The sequence below is a fragment of the Streptomyces sp. NPDC037271 genome, from assembly GCF_055603605.1.
This window is the reverse complement of the sequence record NZ_JBVJVN010000002.1, coordinates 348,144-369,449: the sequence shown is the minus strand read 5'-3', so window position 1 is coordinate 369,449 and position 21,306 is coordinate 348,144. Positions and strand designations below refer to the sequence as shown.

The 21,306-nt window shown below is 73.7% G+C and carries 18 protein-coding genes, 1 tRNA gene and 1 pseudogene; 14 read left to right on the top strand and 6 right to left on the bottom strand.

What is annotated here, in order from left to right:
* The first annotated feature begins 638 nt into the window (after positions 1-638).
* The 4 genes from ACZ7G3_RS06320 to ACZ7G3_RS06305 all read left to right on the top strand — a co-directional run bounded on the left by ACZ7G3_RS06320 (position 639) and on the right by ACZ7G3_RS06305 (position 3,561).
* On the top strand, positions 639-1,367 hold the full coding sequence (locus tag ACZ7G3_RS06320) for a hypothetical protein (RefSeq protein ID WP_470923568.1): 729 nt from the start codon (positions 639-641) through the stop codon (positions 1,365-1,367).
* Positions 1,368-1,617: 250 nt separating this feature from the next.
* Positions 1,618-1,899 carry a hypothetical protein gene (locus ACZ7G3_RS06315; protein ID WP_426600561.1) on the top strand — a complete coding sequence of 94 codons (282 nt, stop codon included), beginning with the start codon at positions 1,618-1,620 and terminating at the stop codon, positions 1,897-1,899.
* A gap of 254 nt (positions 1,900-2,153) precedes the next feature.
* Positions 2,154-2,711: a tyrosinase family oxidase copper chaperone gene (locus tag ACZ7G3_RS06310; RefSeq protein WP_470923566.1), complete on the top strand. Its 558-nt coding sequence runs from the start codon at positions 2,154-2,156 to the stop codon at positions 2,709-2,711.
* Positions 2,695-3,561 carry a tyrosinase family protein gene (locus ACZ7G3_RS06305; protein WP_470923565.1) on the top strand — a complete coding sequence of 289 codons (867 nt, stop codon included), beginning with the start codon at positions 2,695-2,697 and terminating at the stop codon, positions 3,559-3,561. The genes ACZ7G3_RS06310 and ACZ7G3_RS06305 overlap by 17 nt, the downstream gene beginning before the upstream one ends.
* A 136-nt stretch (positions 3,562-3,697) precedes the next feature.
* On the opposite strand, the gene ACZ7G3_RS06300 is transcribed toward ACZ7G3_RS06305, so the two are convergent.
* Together ACZ7G3_RS06300 and ACZ7G3_RS06295 are read right to left on the bottom strand one after the other, a co-directional pair.
* Positions 3,698-4,657, bottom strand: a complete 960-nt coding sequence (locus ACZ7G3_RS06300) for a D-2-hydroxyacid dehydrogenase family protein (protein ID WP_470923563.1) — start codon at positions 4,655-4,657, stop codon at positions 3,698-3,700.
* A gap of 31 nt (positions 4,658-4,688) precedes the next feature.
* Positions 4,689-4,764 (bottom strand) — tRNA-Arg (locus tag ACZ7G3_RS06295).
* A gap of 322 nt (positions 4,765-5,086) precedes the next feature.
* On the opposite strand from ACZ7G3_RS06295, the gene ACZ7G3_RS06290 reads away from it, so the two are divergent.
* From ACZ7G3_RS06290 to ACZ7G3_RS06250, 9 genes and pseudogenes are all read left to right on the top strand, one after another.
* A complete protein-coding gene (locus ACZ7G3_RS06290) occupies positions 5,087-6,694 on the top strand; it encodes a dynamin family protein (protein WP_470923561.1) in 1,608 nt (535 codons plus the stop codon).
* Positions 6,695-6,697: 3 nt separating this feature from the next.
* Entirely contained in the window at positions 6,698-8,980 is a 2,283-nt protein-coding gene (locus ACZ7G3_RS06285) for a YfjP family GTPase (protein WP_470923559.1), read from the top strand.
* 413 nt (positions 8,981-9,393) lie between these two features.
* Positions 9,394-9,867, top strand: coding sequence for a single-stranded DNA-binding protein (locus ACZ7G3_RS06280; protein WP_470923557.1), 474 nt, complete (start codon positions 9,394-9,396; stop codon positions 9,865-9,867).
* 262 nt (positions 9,868-10,129) lie between these two features.
* Positions 10,130-11,536, top strand: a complete 1,407-nt coding sequence (locus ACZ7G3_RS06275; protein ID WP_470923555.1) for a Cys-Gln thioester bond-forming surface protein — start codon at positions 10,130-10,132, stop codon at positions 11,534-11,536.
* Positions 11,535-11,630, top strand: a pseudogene (locus ACZ7G3_RS06270) (GntR family transcriptional regulator); the annotation flags it as partial. The gene ACZ7G3_RS06275 and the pseudogene ACZ7G3_RS06270, both read left to right, overlap by 2 nt.
* Positions 11,631-11,666: 36 nt before the next feature.
* Positions 11,667-11,927, top strand: a complete 261-nt coding sequence (locus tag ACZ7G3_RS06265) for a S1 domain-containing protein (protein WP_470923553.1) — start codon at positions 11,667-11,669, stop codon at positions 11,925-11,927.
* A gap of 401 nt (positions 11,928-12,328) precedes the next feature.
* Entirely contained in the window at positions 12,329-13,993 is a 1,665-nt protein-coding gene (ettA, locus tag ACZ7G3_RS06260) for an energy-dependent translational throttle protein EttA (protein ID WP_426517086.1), read from the top strand.
* Between the two features lie 2 nt (positions 13,994-13,995).
* A complete protein-coding gene (locus ACZ7G3_RS06255) occupies positions 13,996-14,406 on the top strand; it encodes an acyl-CoA thioesterase (protein WP_426517088.1) in 411 nt (136 codons plus the stop codon).
* The gene (locus ACZ7G3_RS06250) at positions 14,403-15,089 is read left to right on the top strand and encodes a DUF8185 domain-containing protein (RefSeq protein ID WP_470923551.1); all 687 of its coding nucleotides are present in this window, start codon (positions 14,403-14,405) and stop codon (positions 15,087-15,089) included. The genes ACZ7G3_RS06255 and ACZ7G3_RS06250 overlap by 4 nt, the downstream gene beginning before the upstream one ends.
* A 43-nt stretch (positions 15,090-15,132) precedes the next feature.
* Here the strand turns inward: ACZ7G3_RS06250 and ACZ7G3_RS06245 are convergent, their stop codons facing one another.
* Entirely contained in the window at positions 15,133-15,546 is a 414-nt protein-coding gene (locus ACZ7G3_RS06245) for a globin (RefSeq protein ID WP_426517092.1), read from the bottom strand.
* A gap of 75 nt (positions 15,547-15,621) precedes the next feature.
* On the opposite strand from ACZ7G3_RS06245, the gene ACZ7G3_RS06240 reads away from it, so the two are divergent.
* A complete protein-coding gene (locus ACZ7G3_RS06240) occupies positions 15,622-16,596 on the top strand; it encodes a methyltransferase domain-containing protein (protein ID WP_470923549.1) in 975 nt (324 codons plus the stop codon).
* 25 nt (positions 16,597-16,621) lie between these two features.
* Here ACZ7G3_RS06240 and ACZ7G3_RS06235 read toward each other — a convergent pair whose 3' ends face one another.
* From ACZ7G3_RS06235 to ACZ7G3_RS06225, 3 genes are all read right to left on the bottom strand, one after another.
* The gene (locus ACZ7G3_RS06235) at positions 16,622-18,361 is read right to left on the bottom strand and encodes an FHA domain-containing protein (protein ID WP_470923547.1); all 1,740 of its coding nucleotides are present in this window, start codon (positions 18,359-18,361) and stop codon (positions 16,622-16,624) included.
* A 48-nt stretch (positions 18,362-18,409) separates the two neighbouring features.
* A complete protein-coding gene (locus ACZ7G3_RS06230) occupies positions 18,410-19,792 on the bottom strand; it encodes a vWA domain-containing protein (RefSeq protein ID WP_470923977.1) in 1,383 nt (460 codons plus the stop codon).
* A gap of 128 nt (positions 19,793-19,920) precedes the next feature.
* Positions 19,921-21,306, bottom strand: a complete 1,386-nt coding sequence (locus tag ACZ7G3_RS06225; RefSeq protein ID WP_470923545.1) for a PP2C family serine/threonine-protein phosphatase — start codon at positions 21,304-21,306, stop codon at positions 19,921-19,923.

Genomic DNA, 21,306 nt, shown 5'->3' with positions numbered 1-21,306 from the left:
GCGGTGATCCATGCCAATCCGGCGAAGCCGGGCGAGTGTGTTGGATTGGTGAATGTTGTTCTCCTGTGAGATCACTCGATCGGCGGCACGCTCACGCCGCCTGCACGCCGTCGGCACGCGTCGGCACGCGTCGGCACGCGCCGACGCTGCGCCGGGAGCCGCCGGTGCCGCCGGTGTCGCCGCTGCCGCCGCTGCCGGCGGCGGAGCGCCGCCCGTGTCCCGGGTGCTCCGTCCGGCGTGGTGGCGCAGGTCTGGTCCGGGCTCCGGCCGGCGTCTGCGGCAGCACCGCCGGCATGGCGGGCCCTGGGCCCGTTGAACCCGGCGTTCGGCAACGCGCGCGAGAACGGCCGACGGCGCCTCGGGGGACCCGCACCGGCCGTCCGTACCGCGGCTCTTCCGCGAGCGGGCGGCCGGTTCACGTCGCCGTGCGGACGGCTGCCGCGCGGACGGCGGCGTGTGCCCCGAATGGGGGGTGTGGGCGCCGACACGGCACGCGGACCTTGACAGGGCCTCTCACCAGGTAGGACGCCGATGCGAGGGAAAGCGGTCCGGCGCACGGGGTCACCGCTCGGTTGCAGAGCGCCATGGGCGCTTTCACGGTGGGCACAAGATCCGACGCACCACCGAAAGGAACCCCCATGCGTCTGCCCGCACGGCGAATCGCCACCTCCGCTCTCTGCGCCGGCCTGCTGATCGGCCTCTCCGGTCCGGCGGTGATGGCGGCCGACGGTGAATCGGTCCGGGAACGCACCCAAGCGGCGTCCCGAGCCCCCCTCCCCGACGCTGCGGAACTGCAGAGCCAGGTCGGCAGTCTGGCCGGTCTGGGCGCAGTGCTCACGCCGGTCACCGATCTGCTCGGCGCCGTACTCAAGGCCGACGACGGCCGCCTGTCCACCGAGGAGGCGGACAAGCTGGCCGCCGCCGTCAAGGACGCCCTCGCCAAGGCCGAAGCGGCGGACGCGGACGCCGACGACGTGGCGTCCACGCCGGGCACCACCACCCCCGGCACCACCACCCCGGCCCAGCCGCCGGCCGCCGAGACGCCGGTGACCCTGCCGGCGCCCGTCGTGGCGCAGAGCAGTGACGGCACCACGGCGGTGGCCGGCCTGGCCGCCGCCGCACACGCCGACCTGATGGCGCAGATCGACGCCCTGCTCAAGGCCACCACCTCCGGTACGGCCGCGCAGGTGAGTCCGGCCGTGGAGGAAGTGGTGACCGGCGTCGTCAACGTCGTCGCCGCCACGCTGGTCGGCAGCGGGCTGCCCGCCGCCGACCTGGCCGGGCTGCCCGCCCTGCCGAGCGCGCCGGAAGCCGCCACGCCGCAAGCGCCGGTGCCGGCGAACCCGCAGCCGGCCAACCCCTCCTGACGCCCGCACGGCGAACCAGGCCGTCGCGTCGCCCTTCCGGGGCGGCGCGACGGCCTTCTCCGTTCCGGTTCCCGTGCCTCTCCCCGTGGTTCCCCGCGCAGGGATGTCCCGTCGGGCGATGACGCCTGCCGGATATCTCATATGTCTTCCGAGCGCGGGGTTTCCGCGCTCCGCGGAGGTCGTTGGGCAGGGCGTCGGTATGTCCTCGGTATGTCCTCGGGCGACGTGAGTCGCCGAAGAAAGGAACATGATGAAGTCCCTCAAGGCCGTCGCTGTCGTTGCCGGGGCCCTGGCCGTCGCCGGTTCCGCCGCGCCCGCGTCCGCCCACGTCACCGCCGACCGCACGTCCGGCGCCCTCAACAGCGTCGTGAGCGCGCTCACCGAGGAACGCACCAACGTGGTGCCGCCGAAGCACCGGCCGAAGGCGCCCGACAGCGAGAACAAGGGATCCGTGCTGCACACCGTGAAGGACACGACCAACAGGCTGAACTCCAAGGACGGGCTGCTCGGCGGCCTCTCGCTGGGCCGCTGACCCGCGCCCCGGCGCACGGGTGATCCCGTGTGAGGCCACCCCCAGCGTGCACACCGGGACGAAAGCGCGTCCCCCAGCGGCTCCCAGCACCTGCCCCGTACTCCACGGGTACTTCGCGGGTACTCCGCGGCGACTTCCCGTCGCCTCTGTGCCGGAGTCGGCGGCCGGTGCTCCGGGTGGCCCAGCGAGCGGTGACCACGGGGCCCGCCGCCCGGTTAACGGTGCGGATCCACCGAGCGGACGAGGAGCGAGCCATGATCGCCAACGTGGGCAGAGCAGTGAGCGGCGCGGAAGGGGAGACGCGGGGCCCCGCGAGAGGCGGGCCCGGTCACGGAACGCGGCGCCGGATGCTGCGGGGACTGCTCGCCCCGGCCCTCGCCGTGACGCTGACGCCCCTGATCGCGGCCTCCCGGCCCTCCCCGCCGTCGGACGCCGCCGAGAGCGCGGAGAACACCGGGACCGCCCCCACCGCGGCCGGTGCGCGGCCAGCGCCGCACGCCCCCGAGCCGGCCGCGGGCGCCGCGTTCGACGAGATCTACCGGGGCCGCCACATCCGGGGCTTCAGGCCCACCGCACGGCAGGCCACCGGCGTCGGCACCTGGCACGTGACCGTGGACGGCCGGCCGCTGCACCTGATGCGCCGGGCCGACGGCGGCTGGCTGAGCATGATCGACCACTACCGGTCGTATCCCACCCCCCTTGCCGCGGCCCGCGGTGCCGTCGACGAACTCGGCCCCGGCGAGCAGCTGCGCGACACGCCGGCCGAGGGCGGCCGGCACCATTCCGGGGGGCGCCATGGCGTACACGCGTAAGGACGTCAGCACACTGACCGGCTCCGAGAAGCGGCGGTTCGTCAACGCGCTGCTGGAGCTCAAACGGCGCGGTGAGTACGACGAGTTCGTGCGCACCCACATCGTCTACTACGTCTCCGACGGCGAGAACGGGCTGCGCAGCGCCCACATGGCCCCGTCCTTCCTGCCCTGGCACCGCAGGTTCCTGCTGGACCTGGAGGAGGCGCTGCGCCGGGTCGACTCGTCCGTGACGGTGCCGTACTGGGACTGGACCAAGGACCGCACCACCTCGTCCTCGCCCTGGACCGCCGACCTCCTCGGCGGCAACGGGCGGCGTTCCGACCGCCGGGTCACCACCGGGCCGTTCGCCCACGCCGAGGGCAACTGGACCATCAAGGAGAACGTCACCGACACCGAGTACCTCACCCGGGACCTCGGACGCGCCGACGCTCCCATCGAGCTGCCCACGAAGAGCGACCTGAAGTGGGCGCTCGACGACCCGGTGTACGACACCGTGCCCTGGGACTCCACGGTGCGCGAGGGGTTCCGGAACAAGCTGGAGGGGTGGGGGACCGGCCGCGGCAGCGTCTCCTGGCGCAACCACAACCGGGTGCACCGCTGGGTCGGCGGGGCCATGGTCGGTGCTGCCTCGGTCAACGACCCGGTGTTCTGGCTGCACCACGCCTTCGTCGACCTCCAGTGGTCCCGCTGGCAGGCCCGGCACGGCGACACCCGCTACCTGCCCGCCGAGCCGCCCGGCCGGGGCGGCGCGCAGCACGGCCGGGTCGTCGCGCGGCACGAGAGGCTGCCACCGTGGGACGTGACGCCGGACGACTTGGAGGACCACAGCCGGATCTACAGGTACGCCTGAGCGGACGGCGCGGACGGCGCGGACGGCGCGGACGGGAAGAGCCCCGGCTGGGAAGGCCGGGGGCACTCTTCGAGTGGCGTGCAGTCCTCGGGGCTGGTGGCGTACGGGCGGCCTCGCAGGCGGCGTACGGGCGGCCTCAGGGCAGGCGGCGTACGGGGGAGCCCGCGAGGTAGGCCCGGATCGCCTCGACCGCCTGGCCGTAGTACGTGGCGTAGTTGGCGCGCGAGACGTAGCCGAGGTGCGGGGTGGCGAGCAGGCGCGGGGCGGTGCGCATCGGGTGCCCGGCGGGCAGCGGCTCGGTGTCGAAGACGTCCACGCCCGCGCCGGCGATGCGGCCCCCGTGCAACGCGGCGAGCAGGGCGTCCTGGTCGACGATCGCCGCGCGCGAGGTGTTGACCAGGTAGGCGGTCGGCTTGAGCAGCGCCAGTTCGGCGGGGCCGAGCAGGCCGCGGGTGCGGTCGCCGAGCGCCAGGTGGACGGAGACGAAGTCGGAGGCCCGCAGCAGCTCCTCCTTGGAGGGGGCGAGTTCGACGCCGACCTCCTCGGCGCGTTCCCGGGTGAGGTTCTGGCTCCACGCGCTCACCCGCATGCCGAAGGCGAGACCGACCTGCGCCACCCGGCTGCCGATCCTGCCCAGGCCCAGCAGCCCGAGCCGTTGACCGTGCAGGTCGGCGCCCACGGTCTGCTGCCAGGGCCCGCCCTCGCGCAGCGCGTTGCTCTCCCGGACGACACCGCGGGCCAGACCCAGCAGCAGGGCCCACGTGAGTTCCACGGGCGGGGTCGAGGAGGAGGCCGTACCGCACACGGTGACGCCGTGCGCGTCGGCGGCGGCGTAGTCGATGACGCTGTTGCGCATGCCGGAGGCGACGATCAGTTTCAGCCGGGGCAGCCGGGCGATCAGTGACCCGGGGAACGGCACGCGTTCGCGCAGCGTGACCACGATGTCCGCGTCGGCGAGCGCGGCGGCGAGGGCGTCCTCGCTGCCGAAATGGGTGGCGAAGGACACGACGTCCACGTCGTCCGCGACCGGGGACCAGTCGGCGATCCCGGTCGCCACCTGCTGGAAGTCGTCGAGCACCGCGCAGCGCAGTCGCACGTCGTCCGGTCCCTCCCGACGGAACGGGCAGTGGCGCCCCCGGCAGGACTCGAACCTGCGGCCAAGCGCTTAGAAGGCGCCTGCTCTATCCACTGAGCTACGGGGGCCTGGTGTGGTGGCCTCGGTCGTGGTGCCCGGGTGTGGGCTGATCCGTGACGGTTGCCGGGGACAAGGATAGGGCTCCCGGCTCCATGTCCCTGCTGCTTCACCTCCGTGGCTCGATGTGGAGGTTCAGTGAAGCGGTCCTGATAATCGCAGGCAGGTACGAATCCTGCATCGCTTTTGGCGTCTCGCGCATCGGGTGTTGTGCACTCGTTATGCCTGGAGTCGCCTCACGTCCCAGTAGTCCCTTCCGTCCGAAGTGTCCGGTCGGCGCGCAGGCATGCTCATATGCTTCAGAATTCCCCTGAAATTGGGCATTCTTCACATGTGGTGACCTTGGACGTACGGCCTCAGCTGCTCGACGCACTCTCCGCCCTGCGCGACCGTGTCGCGGCCGCACGCTTCCCGCTGCCCCTGCCCGGGGCCCCACGCGCGCGTGCCAACCGCGACGAACTGCTCGCACAGCTCGACGACTACTTGGTGCCCCGGCTGAAGGAACCCGAAGCGCCCTTGCTGGCCGTCGTGGGCGGATCCACCGGCGCCGGGAAGTCCACGCTGGTGAACTCCCTCGTGGGGCGGCGGGTCAGTGAGGCCGGGGTGCTGCGGCCCACCACCCGGACGCCGGTGCTCGTGTGTCATCCGGAGGACCACCACTGGTTCAGCGGCATGCGGGTGCTGCCCGACCTCACGCGCGTGTGGGTGCCCCACCGGGACCCGGACGACGACCTGCTCCTGCCGGGCGAGAAGCCCGCGCGCGTGCTGCGCATCGAGACCGCCGACACCCTGCCGCCCGGCATCGCCCTCCTCGACGCACCCGACATCGACTCCCTCGTCGCCGACAACCGCGTCCTCGCGGCCGAACTGATCTGCGCCGCCGACATCTGGGTGATGGTCACCACGGCCGCCCGGTACGCCGACGCCGTGCCCTGGCAGCTGCTGCGCACCGCCAAGGAGTACGACGCCACCCTGGTCACCGTGCTCGACCGGGTGCCCCACCAGGTGGTGGCCGAGGTGTCGCGGCAGTACGGGGCGCTGCTCACCAAGGCAGGGCTCGGCGAGGTCCCCCGCTTCACCGTGCCCGAACTGCCCGAATCGGCGTGGGGCGGCGGGCTGCTGCCGGCCACCGCCGTGGCGCCGCTGCGGTCCTGGCTCGTCCACCGGGCACAGGACCTCGACACCCGGCACCACACCATGGCCCGTACGGCGCACGGCATCCTGGACTCCCTCACATCCCGGATGCCCGAACTGGCCGGCGCCACCGCCGCGCAGTACGCCGCCGCGCTGCGGCTCACCGCGGCCGTCGACGGCGCGTACGACGGAGAGCACGCGCGCGTGCGGGGGAGGCTGCAGGCGGGGGCCGTGCTCGCCGGGGACGCGCTGAAGCGGTGGCGGGCCTTCCCCCTCGACTGCTCCCCCGAGGAACTCCTCGACTCGCTGGTCGAGAGCCTGAGCGCGCTGCTGCTGTGCGCCGTCACCGCCGCCGACGAACGCGTCGACGACGCGTGGCGGCGCGAACCGGCGGCCGCCGCACCGGAACTCGCGGACCGCGCCCCGGCGACGGAGAGCGCCGAGCACCGCATCGGGATGGCCGTACGGCGCTGGCGGCGGGAGCTGGAGGAGTACGCCGAGGAGGAGGTGCGCGAACTCGACCGGAGCATGGCACCGGACCCGGGGGTGGTCGCCGCGCTGGTCGCCACCGTGCTGCTGGGCGGGCGGCGCGCGCGCAGCGCCGGGGAGCGGCTCGCCGAGCGGATCGGCGCCCACGGTGCGCTGCGGCTGCGCGACCGGGGCGGGCGGCTGCTCGACGAACAGGTGGACCGGGTCCTGCACGTCGAGCGCGAGCGCCGACTGGCACCGCTTGACGGGATGGAGGTCCATCCCGAACCGCAGGCCGAACTCATCGCAGCGCTGTCCGTATTGCAGAAGGAGAGGTGACCGGTGACCGCCGTCACTGACCAGGACCCCACCGAGCACACCGACCACACGACGGAGGAGGCAGGCCAGGCAGGCCAGGCAGGCCAGGCAGGTCCCGGAGGCCAAAGAGGGCAGGGGGGCCACGGAGGTCAGGGAGGTCAGGGAGGTCAGGGAGGTCGGGGGGGCGAGGCGGGGCCCGGGGGCGGCCGTGGCCCGGAGCGGGCCGGCGCGGAGGCCGCCGCGCGGCGGGAGGCCACGGGGGCCGGGCGGGCGACGCGTGCGCAGGGCCGCGCGAGCGAGCGCGCCCCCGGCCCTCACCCACGCGTGCAGGACAACGGAGCGTCCCCGCGTACGGCCCTGGACCGCGACCGCGGTGACGAGCGCAGGGACCGTACGGAGCGCGGGGATCGGGATCCCACGGCGGCCCCTGGACGTACGGAGCGCAGAGACCCTGCGGCGGACAGGGGTCGTACGGCGGACAGGGATCGTACGGAGGGCGCGGCCGGCCGCGATCGCGCGGCGGGTACGGAGCGCGCGGCCGGTGGTTCCGCCGGGCCCGATTCCCATTCCGTCCCCGGGGCCGGTTCCGGGGCCGGGGACGGAGGAGGCGCCTGGGGCGACGGGCTGATCGCGCGGCGGGTGGACGAGAACGCCGGGGCGGAGCAGTTCGCCGTGGTGCCGAGCAGGCCCGCCAGTTCCTCGGCCCTGATGCCGCTGGCGTACGACGGACAGCTCAGGTCGCGGCTCGACGCGCTGCGCGAACTGGTGGGGCTCTCCCGTACTCGGCTCGACAGCGGGACCCTGGCCGAGGCGGGCCGGGTCCTCGACGAGGCCGCCGCGCGGCGCAGGCTCTCCGGGCAGCACACCGTCGTCGCCATCGCCGGCGCGACCGGCAGCGGCAAGTCGCAGCTGTTCAACACGCTCGCCGGGGTGACGATCTCCGAGACGGGCGTCCGCCGGCCGACCACCGCGGCGCCCATCGCGTGCAGTTGGAGCGACGGCGCGGCCAGCCTCCTGGACCGGCTCGGCATCCCCGGCCGGCTGCGCCGCCGCCCGCTGCAGCACCCGGACGCCGACTCGCCGCTGCGCGGGCTGGTCCTGATCGACCTCCCCGACCACGACTCGGCGGCCGTGCAGCACCGCGAGCAGGTGGACCGCATCCTGGCGCTCGTCGACGCCGTCATCTGGGTCGTCGACCCGGAGAAGTACGCCGACGCCGTGCTCCACGAGCGCTATCTGCGGCCGATGGCCGGCCACGCGGAGGTCACCTTCGTCGTCCTCAACCAGGTCGACCGGCTGCCCGGGGAGGCCGCCGAGCAGGTCCTCGACGACCTGCGGCGGCTGCTCGACGAGGACGGCATCGCACTCGGGGAGTACGACGAACCCGGCGCGACCGTGCTCGCCCTGTCCGCGCTCACCGGGGACGGCATCGGCGAACTGCGCGCCGCGCTCGGCCAGTTCGTCGCCGAACGGCAGGCCCCGGCGCGCCGGATCGCGGCCGACGTGGACGCCGCCGCCTGGCGCCTGCGTCCCGTGTACGTCACCGGGCGGCGGACCGGGCTCAGCGAGGAGGCGCGGGAGGAGTTCGCGGACCGGATCGCGGACGCGGTGGGGGCCACCGCCGCCGGCGAGGCCGCCGAACGGGCCTGGCTGCGCAACGCCAACCGCGCGTGCGGCACACCCTGGCTGCGGCTGTGGCGCTGGTACCACGACCGGCGCGAACCTCCCACGGGCCGGCTCTCGCTGCGCGCCCAGGCGGACGAGGAGGCCACCGCCCGTCAGCGCGTCGAGCAGGCGGTGCGCACGGTGTCCGACCGGGCGTCGGCCGGGCTGCCCGCGCCATGGGCGCAGGCGATGCGCGAGGCGGCCGTCCGGGGCGCCCAGGGGCTGCCGGAGGCCCTCGACGAGCTGGTGGTGCGCACGGGGCCGCCGCCGGGGCGTCCGCCGCGGCCGGGCTGGTGGCCGGTGGCCGTGCTGGCCCAGGCGTCCATGACCCTCCTGCAGGTGGCGGGCGGCCTGTGGCTGCTGGGCCAGATCATCGGCTTCCTGCCGCCGAACCTGGGCGTGCCGGTGCTGCTGATGGTCGCCGGCATCGTCGGCGGACCCCTCATCGAATGGAGCTGCCGCATCGCGGCGCGCGGACCGGCACGACGCTACGGCCACGAGGCGGAACGCCTGCTGCGGGAGGCGGCCGCGGGATGCGGCCGGGCCAGGGTCCTGGATCCGCTGGCGGCGGAACTGCTGCGGTACCGGGAAGTCCGGGAGCAGTACGGGAGGGTCGCGGGGGTGGGAACCACGGCGAGGTAGACGTAGGTGCCGGGGTGCCGGGGCGCTGGGGTGCCGGGGCGCTGGGCGGGCGGAGGCGATCGCCCGCCCGGGGAACCCAGCGGCGGGACGGCCCCGGGGGACACGGGGGACAGGGGGACACGGGGGACAGGGGGGACACGGGGGACACCCATGGGGGTGGCGGAGTTCTCCACAGACGAGATGACGGTCCACAGCCCTTGGCGGGCCCCGCCCCGGGCGGGGCAGTCTGGCGTCGCGGCGATCGCGACGGACGCGGTCGTCACGGGCGGGGGGGGGGGGGGGGGGGGGGGGGGGGGGGAGGAGGGGGGGGAGGGGGGGGGGGGGGGGGGGGGGGGGGGGGGGGGGGGGGCCCCCCCCCCCCCCGCGCCGGACGCAGCCGTACGGGAAGGCCCGTACGGGAGGGAGGACTCGCGATGAACGAGACGATGATCTGCGCCGTGGGCAACGTGGCCACGCGGCCGGTGTTCCGGGAGCTGGCGAACGGACCGTCGGCGCGGTTCCGGCTGGCGGTCACCGCGCGCTACTGGGACCGGGAGAAGAGCGCGTGGACGGACGGGCACACCAACTTCTTCACGGTGTGGGCCAACCGGCAGCTCGCCGCCAACGCCTCGGCGTCTTTGGCGGTGGGCGAACCCGTCATCGTGCAGGGACGGTTGAAGGTGCGCACGGACGTGCGCGAGGGGCAGAACTGGACCTCCGCGGACATCGACGCGGTGGCGATCGGCCACGACCTCGCGCGCGGCACGGCGGCGTTCCGGCGCACCGGAAAGGCGGAGACGGCGGTCTCCCCACCACAGCCGGAGCCCAACTGGGAGACACCGGCCGGGGAGCCGGACGGCACGGACACCACCGAACAACGGCCGGAACCCGCCGCAGCGGTGGCGTGAAGCCGACGGTCCGCCGGAACTGACCGAAGTGCGGCTTATCGGCGAATACGCACCGGACGAACCCGGGTGGATTTGTCGATAAGCCCTGCTCACGGGCCTGTCGGCGATAACGATTCCGATTCGGATCACCGTGTGGACGAACATCACCGGCAAGCACGGTGCGCCACGTCCTTAGGATGCCGAACGAGCCCTGAGGGGCTGGTGATTCTGCTGGTGGGACCGTGCCCCCCACGTCAACGGGTCCTGCTCGAAGGGGAATTTGGTGTTTTCTTCGCTCGCTGCGCTGTCTCCGTCCGGCCGAGGGGCGGTGCGACGCGCCACCGCGGCACTGGTGTCCGCGTTCGCCGCCGCAGGGGTGGTGACCGGTGCCGGACCGGCAGCCGCCGCCCAGGGCGCGGCGGCGCAGGGGCAGGGCGGGGCGACGGCCACCATCGGAGGCCTCAAGGCGCACGGCGTCGCGGTCGTCCACGGGGCGGACGGCCCCCAGGAGGTGCCGGCCGGCCTGTTCGAGATGTCCGTCGAGGGCGGCGGCATGCTGCAGACGTACTGCGTCGACGTCCAGAACCCGACGCAGAAGGACGCCAAGTACCACGAGACGCCCTGGAGCGGCACGTCCCTGGGAACCAACAAGGACGCGGGCCGCATCCGCTGGATCCTGCAGAACTCCTACCCCCAGGTCAACGACCTCGCCGCGCTGGCGAAGAAGGCGGGTGTCCGCGGCGGACTCACCGAGCAGGACGCGGCGGCCGGCACGCAGGTGGCCGTCTGGCGCTATTCGGACGACACGGACGTCGAGGCACTCGATCCCCAGGCCGAGCGGCTCGCCGACTACCTGGAGAAGAAGGCCCGCGTTCTCGCGGAGCCCGCGGCGTCGCTCTCCCTGGACCCGCCCGCGGTCTCCGGCCGCCCCGGTGAGCGGCTCGGCCCGGTGACGGTGCGCACCAACGGCGGCGGCGCCACGGTGACACCCCCGGTGGACGCCACCGCCGGCGGGGTGCGCATCGTCGACAAGCAGGGCGAGCCCGTCACCTCCGTCACCAACGGCTCCCAGATCTTCTTCGACGTGCCCGAGGACGCGGCGGCCGGCACCGCCGAACTGACGGTCCAGGCCTCGACCACCGTGCCGGTCGGCCGTGCCCTCGCCTCCGAGAGCCGCAGCCAGACCCAGATCCTGGCCGGCTCCAGCGAGTCCACGGTCGCGGCGACGGCCACCGCCTCGTGGGCCGACCAGGGCGCGATACCCGCCCTGTCCGCGACGAAGAACTGCGCCGAGGGCGCCCTGGACATCACCGCGGTCAACAACGGCGACGAGCCCTTCACCTTCCAGCTGCTGGACACCGAGTACACCATCGCGGCCGGCGAGACCCGCACGGTGACCGTCCCGCTGCCGGAGGACCGCGCCTACGACTTCACGATCCGCGGCCCGGCCGGCTTCGAACAACGCTTCAAGGGCGTCCTCGACTGCCGCACCCGGAGCGCCGCACTGCCGGACACCACCCGCCCCCTCGGCGAACCGGCCCCCGCCACGGTCACCACCCCCGCCCCGAACCCCAACCTCGCCGAAACCGGCAGCTCCGGGGTAACGCCCCTGATCGGCGGCACGGCCATCGGCCTGGTCATGATCGGCGGCGCGGTCCTCCTGTTCGTCCGCAGGAAGAGCGAACAGTGACCTCACCGCCGGTACTCTCGCCGTCCTCCCCGAGGCAGGCCCGCACGCTGGAGCAGGCGTCGTGAACCGCACGGCCGCGATCGGCATCACGGTCGGCCGGTGACAGCGCCATACGTGAAGGGAGAAGCAGATGGGTCGCCGCAGAGAGACCCGTAGGGACCCCGCGGTCGTGACCGCGACGGTGCGTGAGTGGAGCGACGAGGAGGGTTGGGGTGTCCTCGACTCGCCCGAGACTCCCGGAGGGTGCTTCGGCCACTTCTCCGACATTCAGGCGCCCGGCTTCCGCACGCTGTCACCAGGGCAGCAGGTCGATCTCACCTGGGAAGCGCCCGGCTTCAAGCAGGACGGGTACGACTACCGGGCGGTGAGCATCGTTCCCCGCTCCGCCTGACCTCCACGGCCGACATCAACGAGGCCGGACGTCGGCGTCAGCAGCGCCTCCGGACGGCCTTCGGGCCAGCCGGTGACGGCGTCAGGGGCGAGCGCAGACCGAACTCCTGAGGCGGTGCTCACCCCGGTGCGAGCGAGGGGGCGCTCCGATGCGCTGGTCACGGCCGCACCGTAGCCCAGCACGGTGGGGGCGCGGCACCCTCGGCCTAAGCCGTCCCCGGGCCGTGCGAAGGTGCCCGAGGCCGACCGACGGCGACCGACAGTGACAGGCGAGGCTCGGGCGCCCACCAGGAAACCCCAGGTCAGAGCCCTCGTAGGGAACGCGTTTCCTCGTAGGGGTGGCGGTGCGGCAAGATGGGGTGTATCTGCCCACTGCCTGATCAAGCTGCCGGACGGTTTCTCTTGGCTGAGTACATTTACACCATGCGCAAGGCGCGCAAGGCGCACGGCGACAAGGTGATCCTCGATGACGTCACCCTGAGCTTCCTGCCCGGCGCGAAGATCGGCGTGGTCGGACCGAACGGCGCCGGTAAGTCGACCGTTCTGAAGATCATGGCGGGGCTGGAGCAGCCGTCGAACGGCGACGCGTTCCTGTCGCCGGGTTACACGGTCGGCATCCTGCTGCAGGAGCCCCCGCTGAACGAGGAGAAGACCGTCCTGGAGAACGTCCAGGAGGGTGTCGCCGAGGTCAAGGGCAAGCTCGACCGGTTCAACGAGATCGCCGAGCAGATGGCGACCGACTACTCGGACGCCCTGCTCGAGGAGATGGGCAAGCTCCAGGAGGAGCTGGACCACGCCAACGCCTGGGACCTCGACGCCCAGCTGGAGCAGGCCATGGACGCGCTCGGGTGCCCGCCCGGCGACTGGCCCGTCGTGAACCTCTCCGGTGGTGAGAAGCGCCGCGTCGCGCTCTGCAAGCTGCTGCTGGAGGCGCCCGACCTGCTGCTGCTCGACGAGCCCACCAACCACCTCGACGCCGAGTCGGTGAACTGGCTGGAGCAGCACCTCGCCAAGTACGAGGGCACCGTCGTGGCCGTGACCCACGACCGGTACTTCCTGGACAACGTCGCCGGGTGGATCTGCGAGGTCGACCGCGGCCGCCTGCACGGCTACGAGGGCAACTACTCCAAGTACCTGGAGACCAAGCAGACCCGCCTCAAGGTCGAGGGCCAGAAGGACGCCAAGCGCGCCAAGCGGCTCAAGGACGAGCTGGAGTGGGTGCGGTCCAACGCCAAGGGGCGGCAGGCCAAGTCCAAGGCCCGTCTGGCCCGCTACGAGGAGATGGCCGCCGAGGCCGACAAGATGCGGAAGCTGGACTTCGAGGAGATCCAGATCCCGCCGGGCCCGCGCCTGGGCAACGTCGTCGTCGAGGTCAACAACCTCACCAAGGGCTTCGGGGACAAGCTCCTCATCGACGACCTCAGCTTCACCCTGCCGCGCAACGGCATCGTCGGTGTCATCGGCCCCAACGGCGCCGGCAAGACCACCCTCTTCAAGATGATCCAGGGCTTCGAGGAGCCGGACTCCGGGAGCATCAAGGTCGGCGACACCGTCAAGATCTCCTACGTCGACCAGAGCCGCGAGAACATCGACCCGAAGAAGACGCTCTGGGCCGTCGTGAGCGACGAGCTCGACTACATCAACGTCGGGCAGGTGGAGATGCCCTCGCGGGCGTACGTCTCCGCCTTCGGCTTCAAGGGACCGGACCAGCAGAAGGCGGCCGGGGTGCTCTCCGGCGGTGAGCGCAACCGGCTCAACCTCGCGCTCACCCTCAAGCAGGGCGGCAACCTGCTCCTCCTCGACGAGCCGACCAACGACCTCGACGTCGAGACCCTCGGCAGCCTCGAGAACGCGCTGCTCGAGTTCCCGGGGTGCGCCGTGGTCGTCTCCCACGACCGGTGGTTCCTCGACCGCGTCGCCACGCACATCCTCGCCTACGAGGGCGAGTCCAAGTGGTTCTGGTTCGAGGGCAACTTCGAGTCGTACGAGAAGAACAAGGTCGAGCGGCTCGGCGCGGACGCCGCACGCCCGCACCGGGCCACCTACAAGAAGCTGACCCGGGGCTGATCTTGCGGCACATCTACCGCTGCCCGCTGCGCTGGGCGGACATGGACGCGTACGGCCACGTCAACAACGTGGTCTTCCTCCGCTACCTGGAGGAGGCCCGTATCGACTTCCTGTTCCGCCCGGAGAAGGACTTCAAGCAGGGGTCCGTGGTGGCGCGCCACGAGATCGACTACAAGCGGCAGCTCGTCCACCGGCACCACCCGGTCGACATCGAGCTGTGGGTCACGGAGATAAGGGCCGCCTCCTTCACGCTCACCTACGAGGTCAAGGACGGCGACCAGGTCTACGTCCGCGCCTCGACGGTGATCGTGCCGTTCGACTTCGAGACGCAGCGGCCCCGCCGGATCACCGAGGAGGAACGCGAGTTCCTCCGGGAGTACACGGACGACAAGGAGGGGGCCGTCGCCGCATGACGGTGCTCCATCTGGCCGACGAGGGGGAGGCCGCGGATCTCGCGGGCTTCCTCTCCCGCCTGCTCCACTACGACCGTTCGGCGGCGGTGCGCCTGCAGGCGGCCGGCACGGCCCTCGCCGTCTTCGGCCGGCCGCCCTCCTTCGACGTGCTGGCCGTGCGCGCGGTGCGGCTGGCCAAGCCGTACGAGAACGGAATCGACGTCACGCTGGACGTGACCGTGTCCGCCGGTGAGCTGCTGGAGCGGGTGGACGAGCCGGCGGCGACAGCCGGTGTTCCGGGCGCGGTGACCGGGCCTCCGTGGGCCGGGGTGCTGCCCCCGCGCGGCGGCTGGCGGCCCGATCCGGGGCTGCCCGCCCCGGACGACCTGCGCGCGCTGGTCGCCGCGGCGGTGGCGGAGTTCCGCGCCCGCACGGCACAGCTGCCGCCCGAGCGGCGCACCCGGGCGGAGCTGGACCGGATCGGACGCGAGATGTGGTCCCGGACGGTCGGGGACACGGCACTGCCGGTGCGGGCCGTGCACGCGGCCCAGTCACTGGGGTTCCTGCGCCCCACCGGGACGTCCGGCGCGGACGACGCCCCGAAGCTGTTCTCCTCGGGCGCGTGGCTGCGGCTGCGCACGCCCTATGGTTCCGTCGTCCTGCGCCGGGCGGGGACCGGGGCGCTGGGCATCAGCGTGCGCTGACCGGCCGCCGCGACCCGCAGTCCCCTCCCCGACAGGCCTTCGGTCAGTCCGGGGTGTTGACCATCGAGGCGGCCGCGTACGTCAGGTACTTCCACAGCGTCTGCTCGTGCTCCTCGGAGAGCCCCAGCTCGTCGAGGGCGACCCGCATGTGCTTCAGCCAGGCGTCGTGCGCCGCCCGGTCGACGACGAACGGGGCGTGGCGCATCCGCAGCCGCGGGTGGCCGCGGTTGTCGCTGTACGTCGTGGGGCCGCCCCAGTACTGCATCAGGAAGAGCGCGAAACGCTCCTCGGCCGGGCCGAGGTCCTCCTCCGGGTACATCGGCCGCAGAAGCGGGTCCTCGGCCACCCCCTGGTAGAAACGGTGGACGAGCCGACGGAAGGTCTCCTCCCCGCCGACCTGCTCGTAGAAGGTCTGCTCCTGAAGCGTGCCGCGCCGAATCTCATTCACGTCGTCCATGGTCTCAGACGCGTGGACATAGGACTTGAGGCTTAGGACCTCCACCGCCCGCCGTCGGGCCCGTACTGTGGAGACATGGGCGGGCACCAGGATCTGGACGGCCTCGCCGCCTCCGCGCGGGCGGAGCTGGTGCGGGAGATCGAGCTGAGCGGCGCCTGGGCCGCCGACCCGGTCTGGCGGGAGACGTTCGAGGCGGTGCCGCGCCATCTCTTCGTGCCGTACTACTACGTCGGCGTCCTGGGGGGCTACGAACGCCGGTGGGGCGAGCACCCCGACCGGGCGGCCCGCGAGCGCTGGGTGCGCGGCGCGTACGCCGACGCCCCGCTGGCCACCCGGCTGCGCGACGGTGAACTGCTCTCCTCCAGCAGCCAGCCGTCGCTGATGGCGATGATGCTGGTGGAGCTGGGAGTGAGGGACGGTGACCGGGTCCTGGAGATAGGCGCGGGCACCGGCTACAACGCCGCCCTGCTCGCCCACCGGCTCGGCGACGACGACCTGGTCACCACGATCGACCTGGACGCCGACATCACCGAGTCGGCCCGCCGGCACCTGGCCGCCGCCGGATACCACCCGGCCGTCGTCACCGGCGACGGCGCCCGAGGGGTGCCCGAGCGCGCCCCCTACGACCGGATCCTCGCCACCTGCGCGCTGCCCTCGATCCCGCGTGCCTGGCCGGCCCAGTGCCGCCCCGGCGGCCGGATCCTGACGCCGCTCGCCACCGGCCTGGTCGTCCTCACGGTCCGCGACGCGGAGCACGCCGAAGGGCGCTTCCTGCACACGCCCGCGTACTTCGTGCCCCTGCGCGGCGCGGACCGGTCCGAGCCGGAGACGCCGGGCCTCGGCGGGGTGCCGCGCCGGGCCCGGGAGAACGACCTGTACCGCTTCCTGCTCGCGCTGAGCCGGGGCCGGCTCGACCCGCAGGAGGCGTACGCGCTGTGGGACCGCGAGGACGCCCCGGGCCGTGAGCGCTACGGCATCACCGTCAGCGGCGAACGGGCCTGGGCCTGGCTGGACGACCCGGAGGGCCCGTACGCCTGGCCCTTCACCTGACGTACGGACCGGTGACTGGCCCCGGCTAGCCCCGGCGGACCGTGATCGTCGTCCAGGCGCCGACGTGCACCCGGTCGCCGTCCTGGAGCGGCACCGGCACGAAGGGCTGGATCGGCTCCTCGCCGCCGTTGACCGTGGTGCCGTTCGTCGAGTTCTGGTCGACGACCGCCCAGGTGCCGTCCGGCTGCTGCACCAGCATCGCGTGCTGGTGCGAGACGCCCGGGTCCTCCGGCGGCACGGCCAGGTCGATGTCGGGGGTGTCGCCGGTGGAGTGCCGGCGGCGGCCGATGGTGATCCGGTTGCCGGTGAGCGTGCGCTGCTGCTCGGGCGAGTACGCGGGCAGGTTCAGACCCGCGGCCTCGGGACCGGAGCGCTGCATCATCGCCATGAAGTAGTCGCGGTCCGGGCCGATCGTCGCCGTCCAGGTCGTCGGCTGCTGGGGCCGCTGCGGCTGCTGGGGCTGCTGCGGGAAGCCGTTGCCGGGCGGGGGCGGCGGCGTCTGGGCCGCGCCGGGCTGAGGGTAGCCGTAGCCGCCGCCCTGGGCCGGTCCGGGGCCGTTCGGACCACCGGGACCACCGGGACGGCCGGGGCCGCCAGGGCCACCGTGGCCGCCGGGACCACCGGGGCCGCCACCCGGTCCTCCGTGATCGGTGGACGACGGCGGGGAGAGCACCCAGTCGTCACCGCCGCCGAAGGAGGGACCGCCCTGCTGCGGCCGGTTGGTCTCCTGCGGGAAGGCCGGCGGGGCCGGTGGGCCGGACTGCTGGTACCCCTGCGGAGCGCCGTTCCCGGATCCACCGGGACCGGGCGGCGGCGGTACGGGCCGTGACGGGTCGGCACCGAAACCGGGTGGGGCCGACGGACCGGAAGGCCCGTTCGGGCCGCCGGGGCCACCGTATGCGCCGGGACCGCCAGGGCCGTTGGGAACGCCGGGACCGCCGGGGCCGTTGGGACCGCCGGGACCGCCGGGGCCGTTGGGACCGCCGGGACCGCCGGGGCCGTTGGGACCGCCGGGACCGCCGGGGCCGTTGGGACCGCCGGGACCGTTGGGGCCACCGGGCCCACCAGGGCCGTTGGGGTTGAAGGGGCCAGAGGGGCCGTTCGGGCCGCCCGGGCCCTGGGGACCGCTGCCTGGACCCTGGGGACCGCTGCCCGGGCCCCCAGGACCGCTGCCCGGACCGCCGGGACCGCTGCCCGGACCCCCGGGACCGCTGCCCGGACCACCGGGGCCACCACCGGGGCCGCCCGGCCCCGAGGGACCGCCGAAGGGCGGCGGGCCCGGGGGGATCGGCTCGGCGGGCCGGTTCATCCGGGACGGGCGGGAGCTCTGGTAGTCGTACGAGTCACCGCCGCCGTACGACGGACCCGCCGGCGGCTGCTGGAAGTGCGGCGCCGGGCCGCCGGACGCCGGCGGGCGCGGAGCGGCCGGCGTGTACGAGGTGGCCGTGTTGGTGAGGAAGTTCCACCGGCACTCCTCGCAGAACGGTGCCCCGCCCTCACGCGGCGTACGGCACTGCGGGCACAGCTGCGGCTCGGCGCCGGGAGCCCCGGGACCGCCGCCCGGGCCACCGGGACGACCGGGACCGGCGCCCGGGCCACCGGGGCCGCCGCCCGGGCCACCCGGGCCGGCCGGCGGCGGGAAGCCGTAGCCGCCGCCCGGGGGCGGGGGCGGAGGAGGGGGCGGGACGGCACCGGCCATGCGGTGACCGCAAACCTCGCACCAGTCGTCGGAACCCGACTGGTGTCCGTTCGGGCAGGTCGGCATGTCGGTGCTTCCCTCTCTTGCGGGCTTGTGGAGCGTGGTCGTCCTGCGTCACTTCTTTACACGAACAGTCTTTGTCGACCGGGTCTCGAGAGTCATCTCGTCGGCCTCCTCGACCTTCGCTTTCAGTCGCACAGTACCTGCCGCCGCGTCGACCACGTCCACCACCTTCGCAAGCAGTTTCGCCGTATCGGCGTTTCCGGAGACTCCGGCGAGCTGAACCGCACGGCCCAGTTTGGCCGTTGCTCCTTCGATGTCGCCCGCTTTGCGCAGATCCAGACCCTGTTGGATGACCTGTGCCAGTTCGGCCTGCCCGGTGTAGTGGGCGACTTGCGGGTTGATCGACGTGGAGGCGGCCATGTCGTCCGTCCACACGGCCCGTACGAGACCCTGCGCGCCGAGGCTGCGGACGCCGCCTCCTCCACTCCCGGTTGCGCCCGGGAGCCAGGCGCCTCCGGGCTCCGGGACGACCAGGGAGACGCGGGCGGCCAGCATCTCCTGGCCCAGGTTCGCGGCCGGGACCTCCACGCAGACGTGGTAGTCGCGGGACTCGTCGCCCCAGGACCCGGTGGGGTAGTCGCCGGAGCGCGGGCCCGCCTCGGTGCGGCGGCCGGTCAGCTCCTCGACGGTGGGCGCGACCTGCTTGACGAACTTCACCGTGGTGCCGACCGGGGTCCACAGGCGCAGGGCGACGTCCGCGACCTCCTTGCCCATGGCCGCCTCCATCATCCGCGTGAAGTCGGCGGCGAGGCCGGCCGGGTCGGCGACGATGTCGGCGGTGCCGAGCAGGGCGGAGGCGATGGCTGTGACTTCTTTCACTTCCCAGTCGGTGCCCACGCCGCGGGCGTCACAGGTGAACCGGCCGGCACAGGAGTCGAGCGCCGCCTTGAGGTCCTCGGGCGACTCGTGCTCGTTGCGGCCGTCGGTGAGCAGGATGCCGTGGCGGATGGCGACGTCCGCGGTGGACAGCAGCCGGTCGGCCAGCCGCAGCCAGGTGCCGATGGCGGTGCCGCCGCCCGCGCTCAGCCGGCGCAGTGCCTGCTTGGCCTGCTCCCGGGTGGTGGCGTCGGCGACCGCGAGCCGGCCGCCGCCCGGGTAGACCTCCTTGGCCACGTGCGTGCCGCCGATCACCGTGAAGTGCACACCGTCGCGCAGGGTGTCGATCGCGGCGGCCGTCGCGTCGCGGGCGTTGCGCATCTTGGTGGGCGGGTAGTCCATCGAACCCGAGCAGTCGACCATGACCGCCACGGCCGCCGACGGGCCCTGGCCCGGTGAGTACAGGTGGGGCGCTGCCACCGCGCTCCCGATCGTGCCGCCGCCGGTCGCGGTGACCGTCACGATGGCGTTGACCTCACGGCCGCCCTCGGGCAGGTACTCGTTCTGGTAGACGTCCACCGAGAACTGCGGCACGTTCGACTTCGAGAAATTGGCCATGCCGGTTCGCATCCCCCTCTACGCCCCCACGGTGGTGGGGGCGATGGCTGCTGGCGCGGACCGCCCCCTGCGGCCCGCGAGAGCGGCCCCCGCGTGCGCACCCGTCCCCGTGTACCCGGGCGGGGGCCTCAGGCCGATCCTGCCCCCTGCGGCGGCGCGGGGAACGGCAGGAGGGCCACTGTTACGTTGTCGTGGCCCCCGCCGTCCAGGGCGTGACCGACGAGCACGCGGGCGCTGTGCAGCGGACGGGTGGCCGCGTCGAGGGGCATGACCTCGGCCATCTCCTCGGCCGACTCGGCGTAGTTCCACAGGCCGTCCGTGCAGACCACGACCACACCCGGGCGGTCCGGTTTGAAGGACGCGGTGTGCGGCTCCAGTTCGTAGGCGTCGGCGCCGAGCCACCCGGTGATCGCGTGGGCGCGCTCGTCGGCGTACGCCTCGGCCTCGCTCATCAGGTTGGCGGCGACCATCTGCGCGGCCCACGAGTCGTCCTCGGTGAGCCGGGCGGGCGGTGTGCTCCGGTCGACCGGCACCCAGTAGACGCGGCTGTCGCCGACCCAGCCGACGACCAGCAGGCCCGCGGTGACCACGGCGCCGACCAGCGTGCAGGCGGGCGCGTTCTGGTGGGGGGCCTGCTCGCGGGCGGTGGCCGGTTCGTCCGCCAGCGCGTTGACGGCGTGCGAGGCGGCGACGATGGCGTCGTGCATGGCCTGCTGCGGATGCGTGCCCCGGGGCAGGGCGGCGAGCAATGACTGGCCGGCCGCCCTGGACGCGGCCAGCGAGGCGTCGTCGGGACGGGTCGCGGAGGACACGCCGTCGCAGACGATCGCCACGGTCGCGGGGGCGCCGTCGGGCAGCGCGGTGCAGCCGACGGAGAAGGCGTCCTCGTTGCGGTGGTGGCGCAGGCCGCGGTCGCTGACCGCGGCGACGGGCCCGGACTCCTGCTCCATGTGGTCGCGTTCGCGGGGCTGGGCGTGTCCGCAGGTCTCGCAGTAGCCGTCGTCGTCGACCCGGCCCGCGCGGCAGGCCACGCACACCTTCCCGTCGGCGGCCGGCGCGGACGGCACCGGCTCGGCGGCCGGCCGGGGGGCGGGCGCCTGCAGCGGGTACTCGTCGGGCTCCCGCGCGTGGTCGGGACCGTCGAACCGCACGCCGGCCGCGGCCGGCTGCGGCGGTGCCGCGGGCATCGGCGGTGCCGCGGGCGGTGGTGGCGGGGGCGCCGTGGGCGGTGGTGGCGGCGGGGGGCCGCCCCAGCCGGTATCCGGCATTCCGGCCGCCGGGGCGGTCCGGCCGAAGCCGTTCGCGTCCCGGGCCGCGGGCCGGTCCACACCGTCCGGCGGCGGCGTCGGGGCGGGCACCGAGCCGTTGACGGCGACCGCCGGGCTGTCCTCGGGCCGCGCGGGCACGGCGGACAGGTCGTATCCGCAGGCACCGCAGAAACGGTCACCCGACTCGAGGGGTTCCTCGCAGCTCGGGCACTTCGGCACAGCGGCCTGCTGGGGCATCTGCGACAT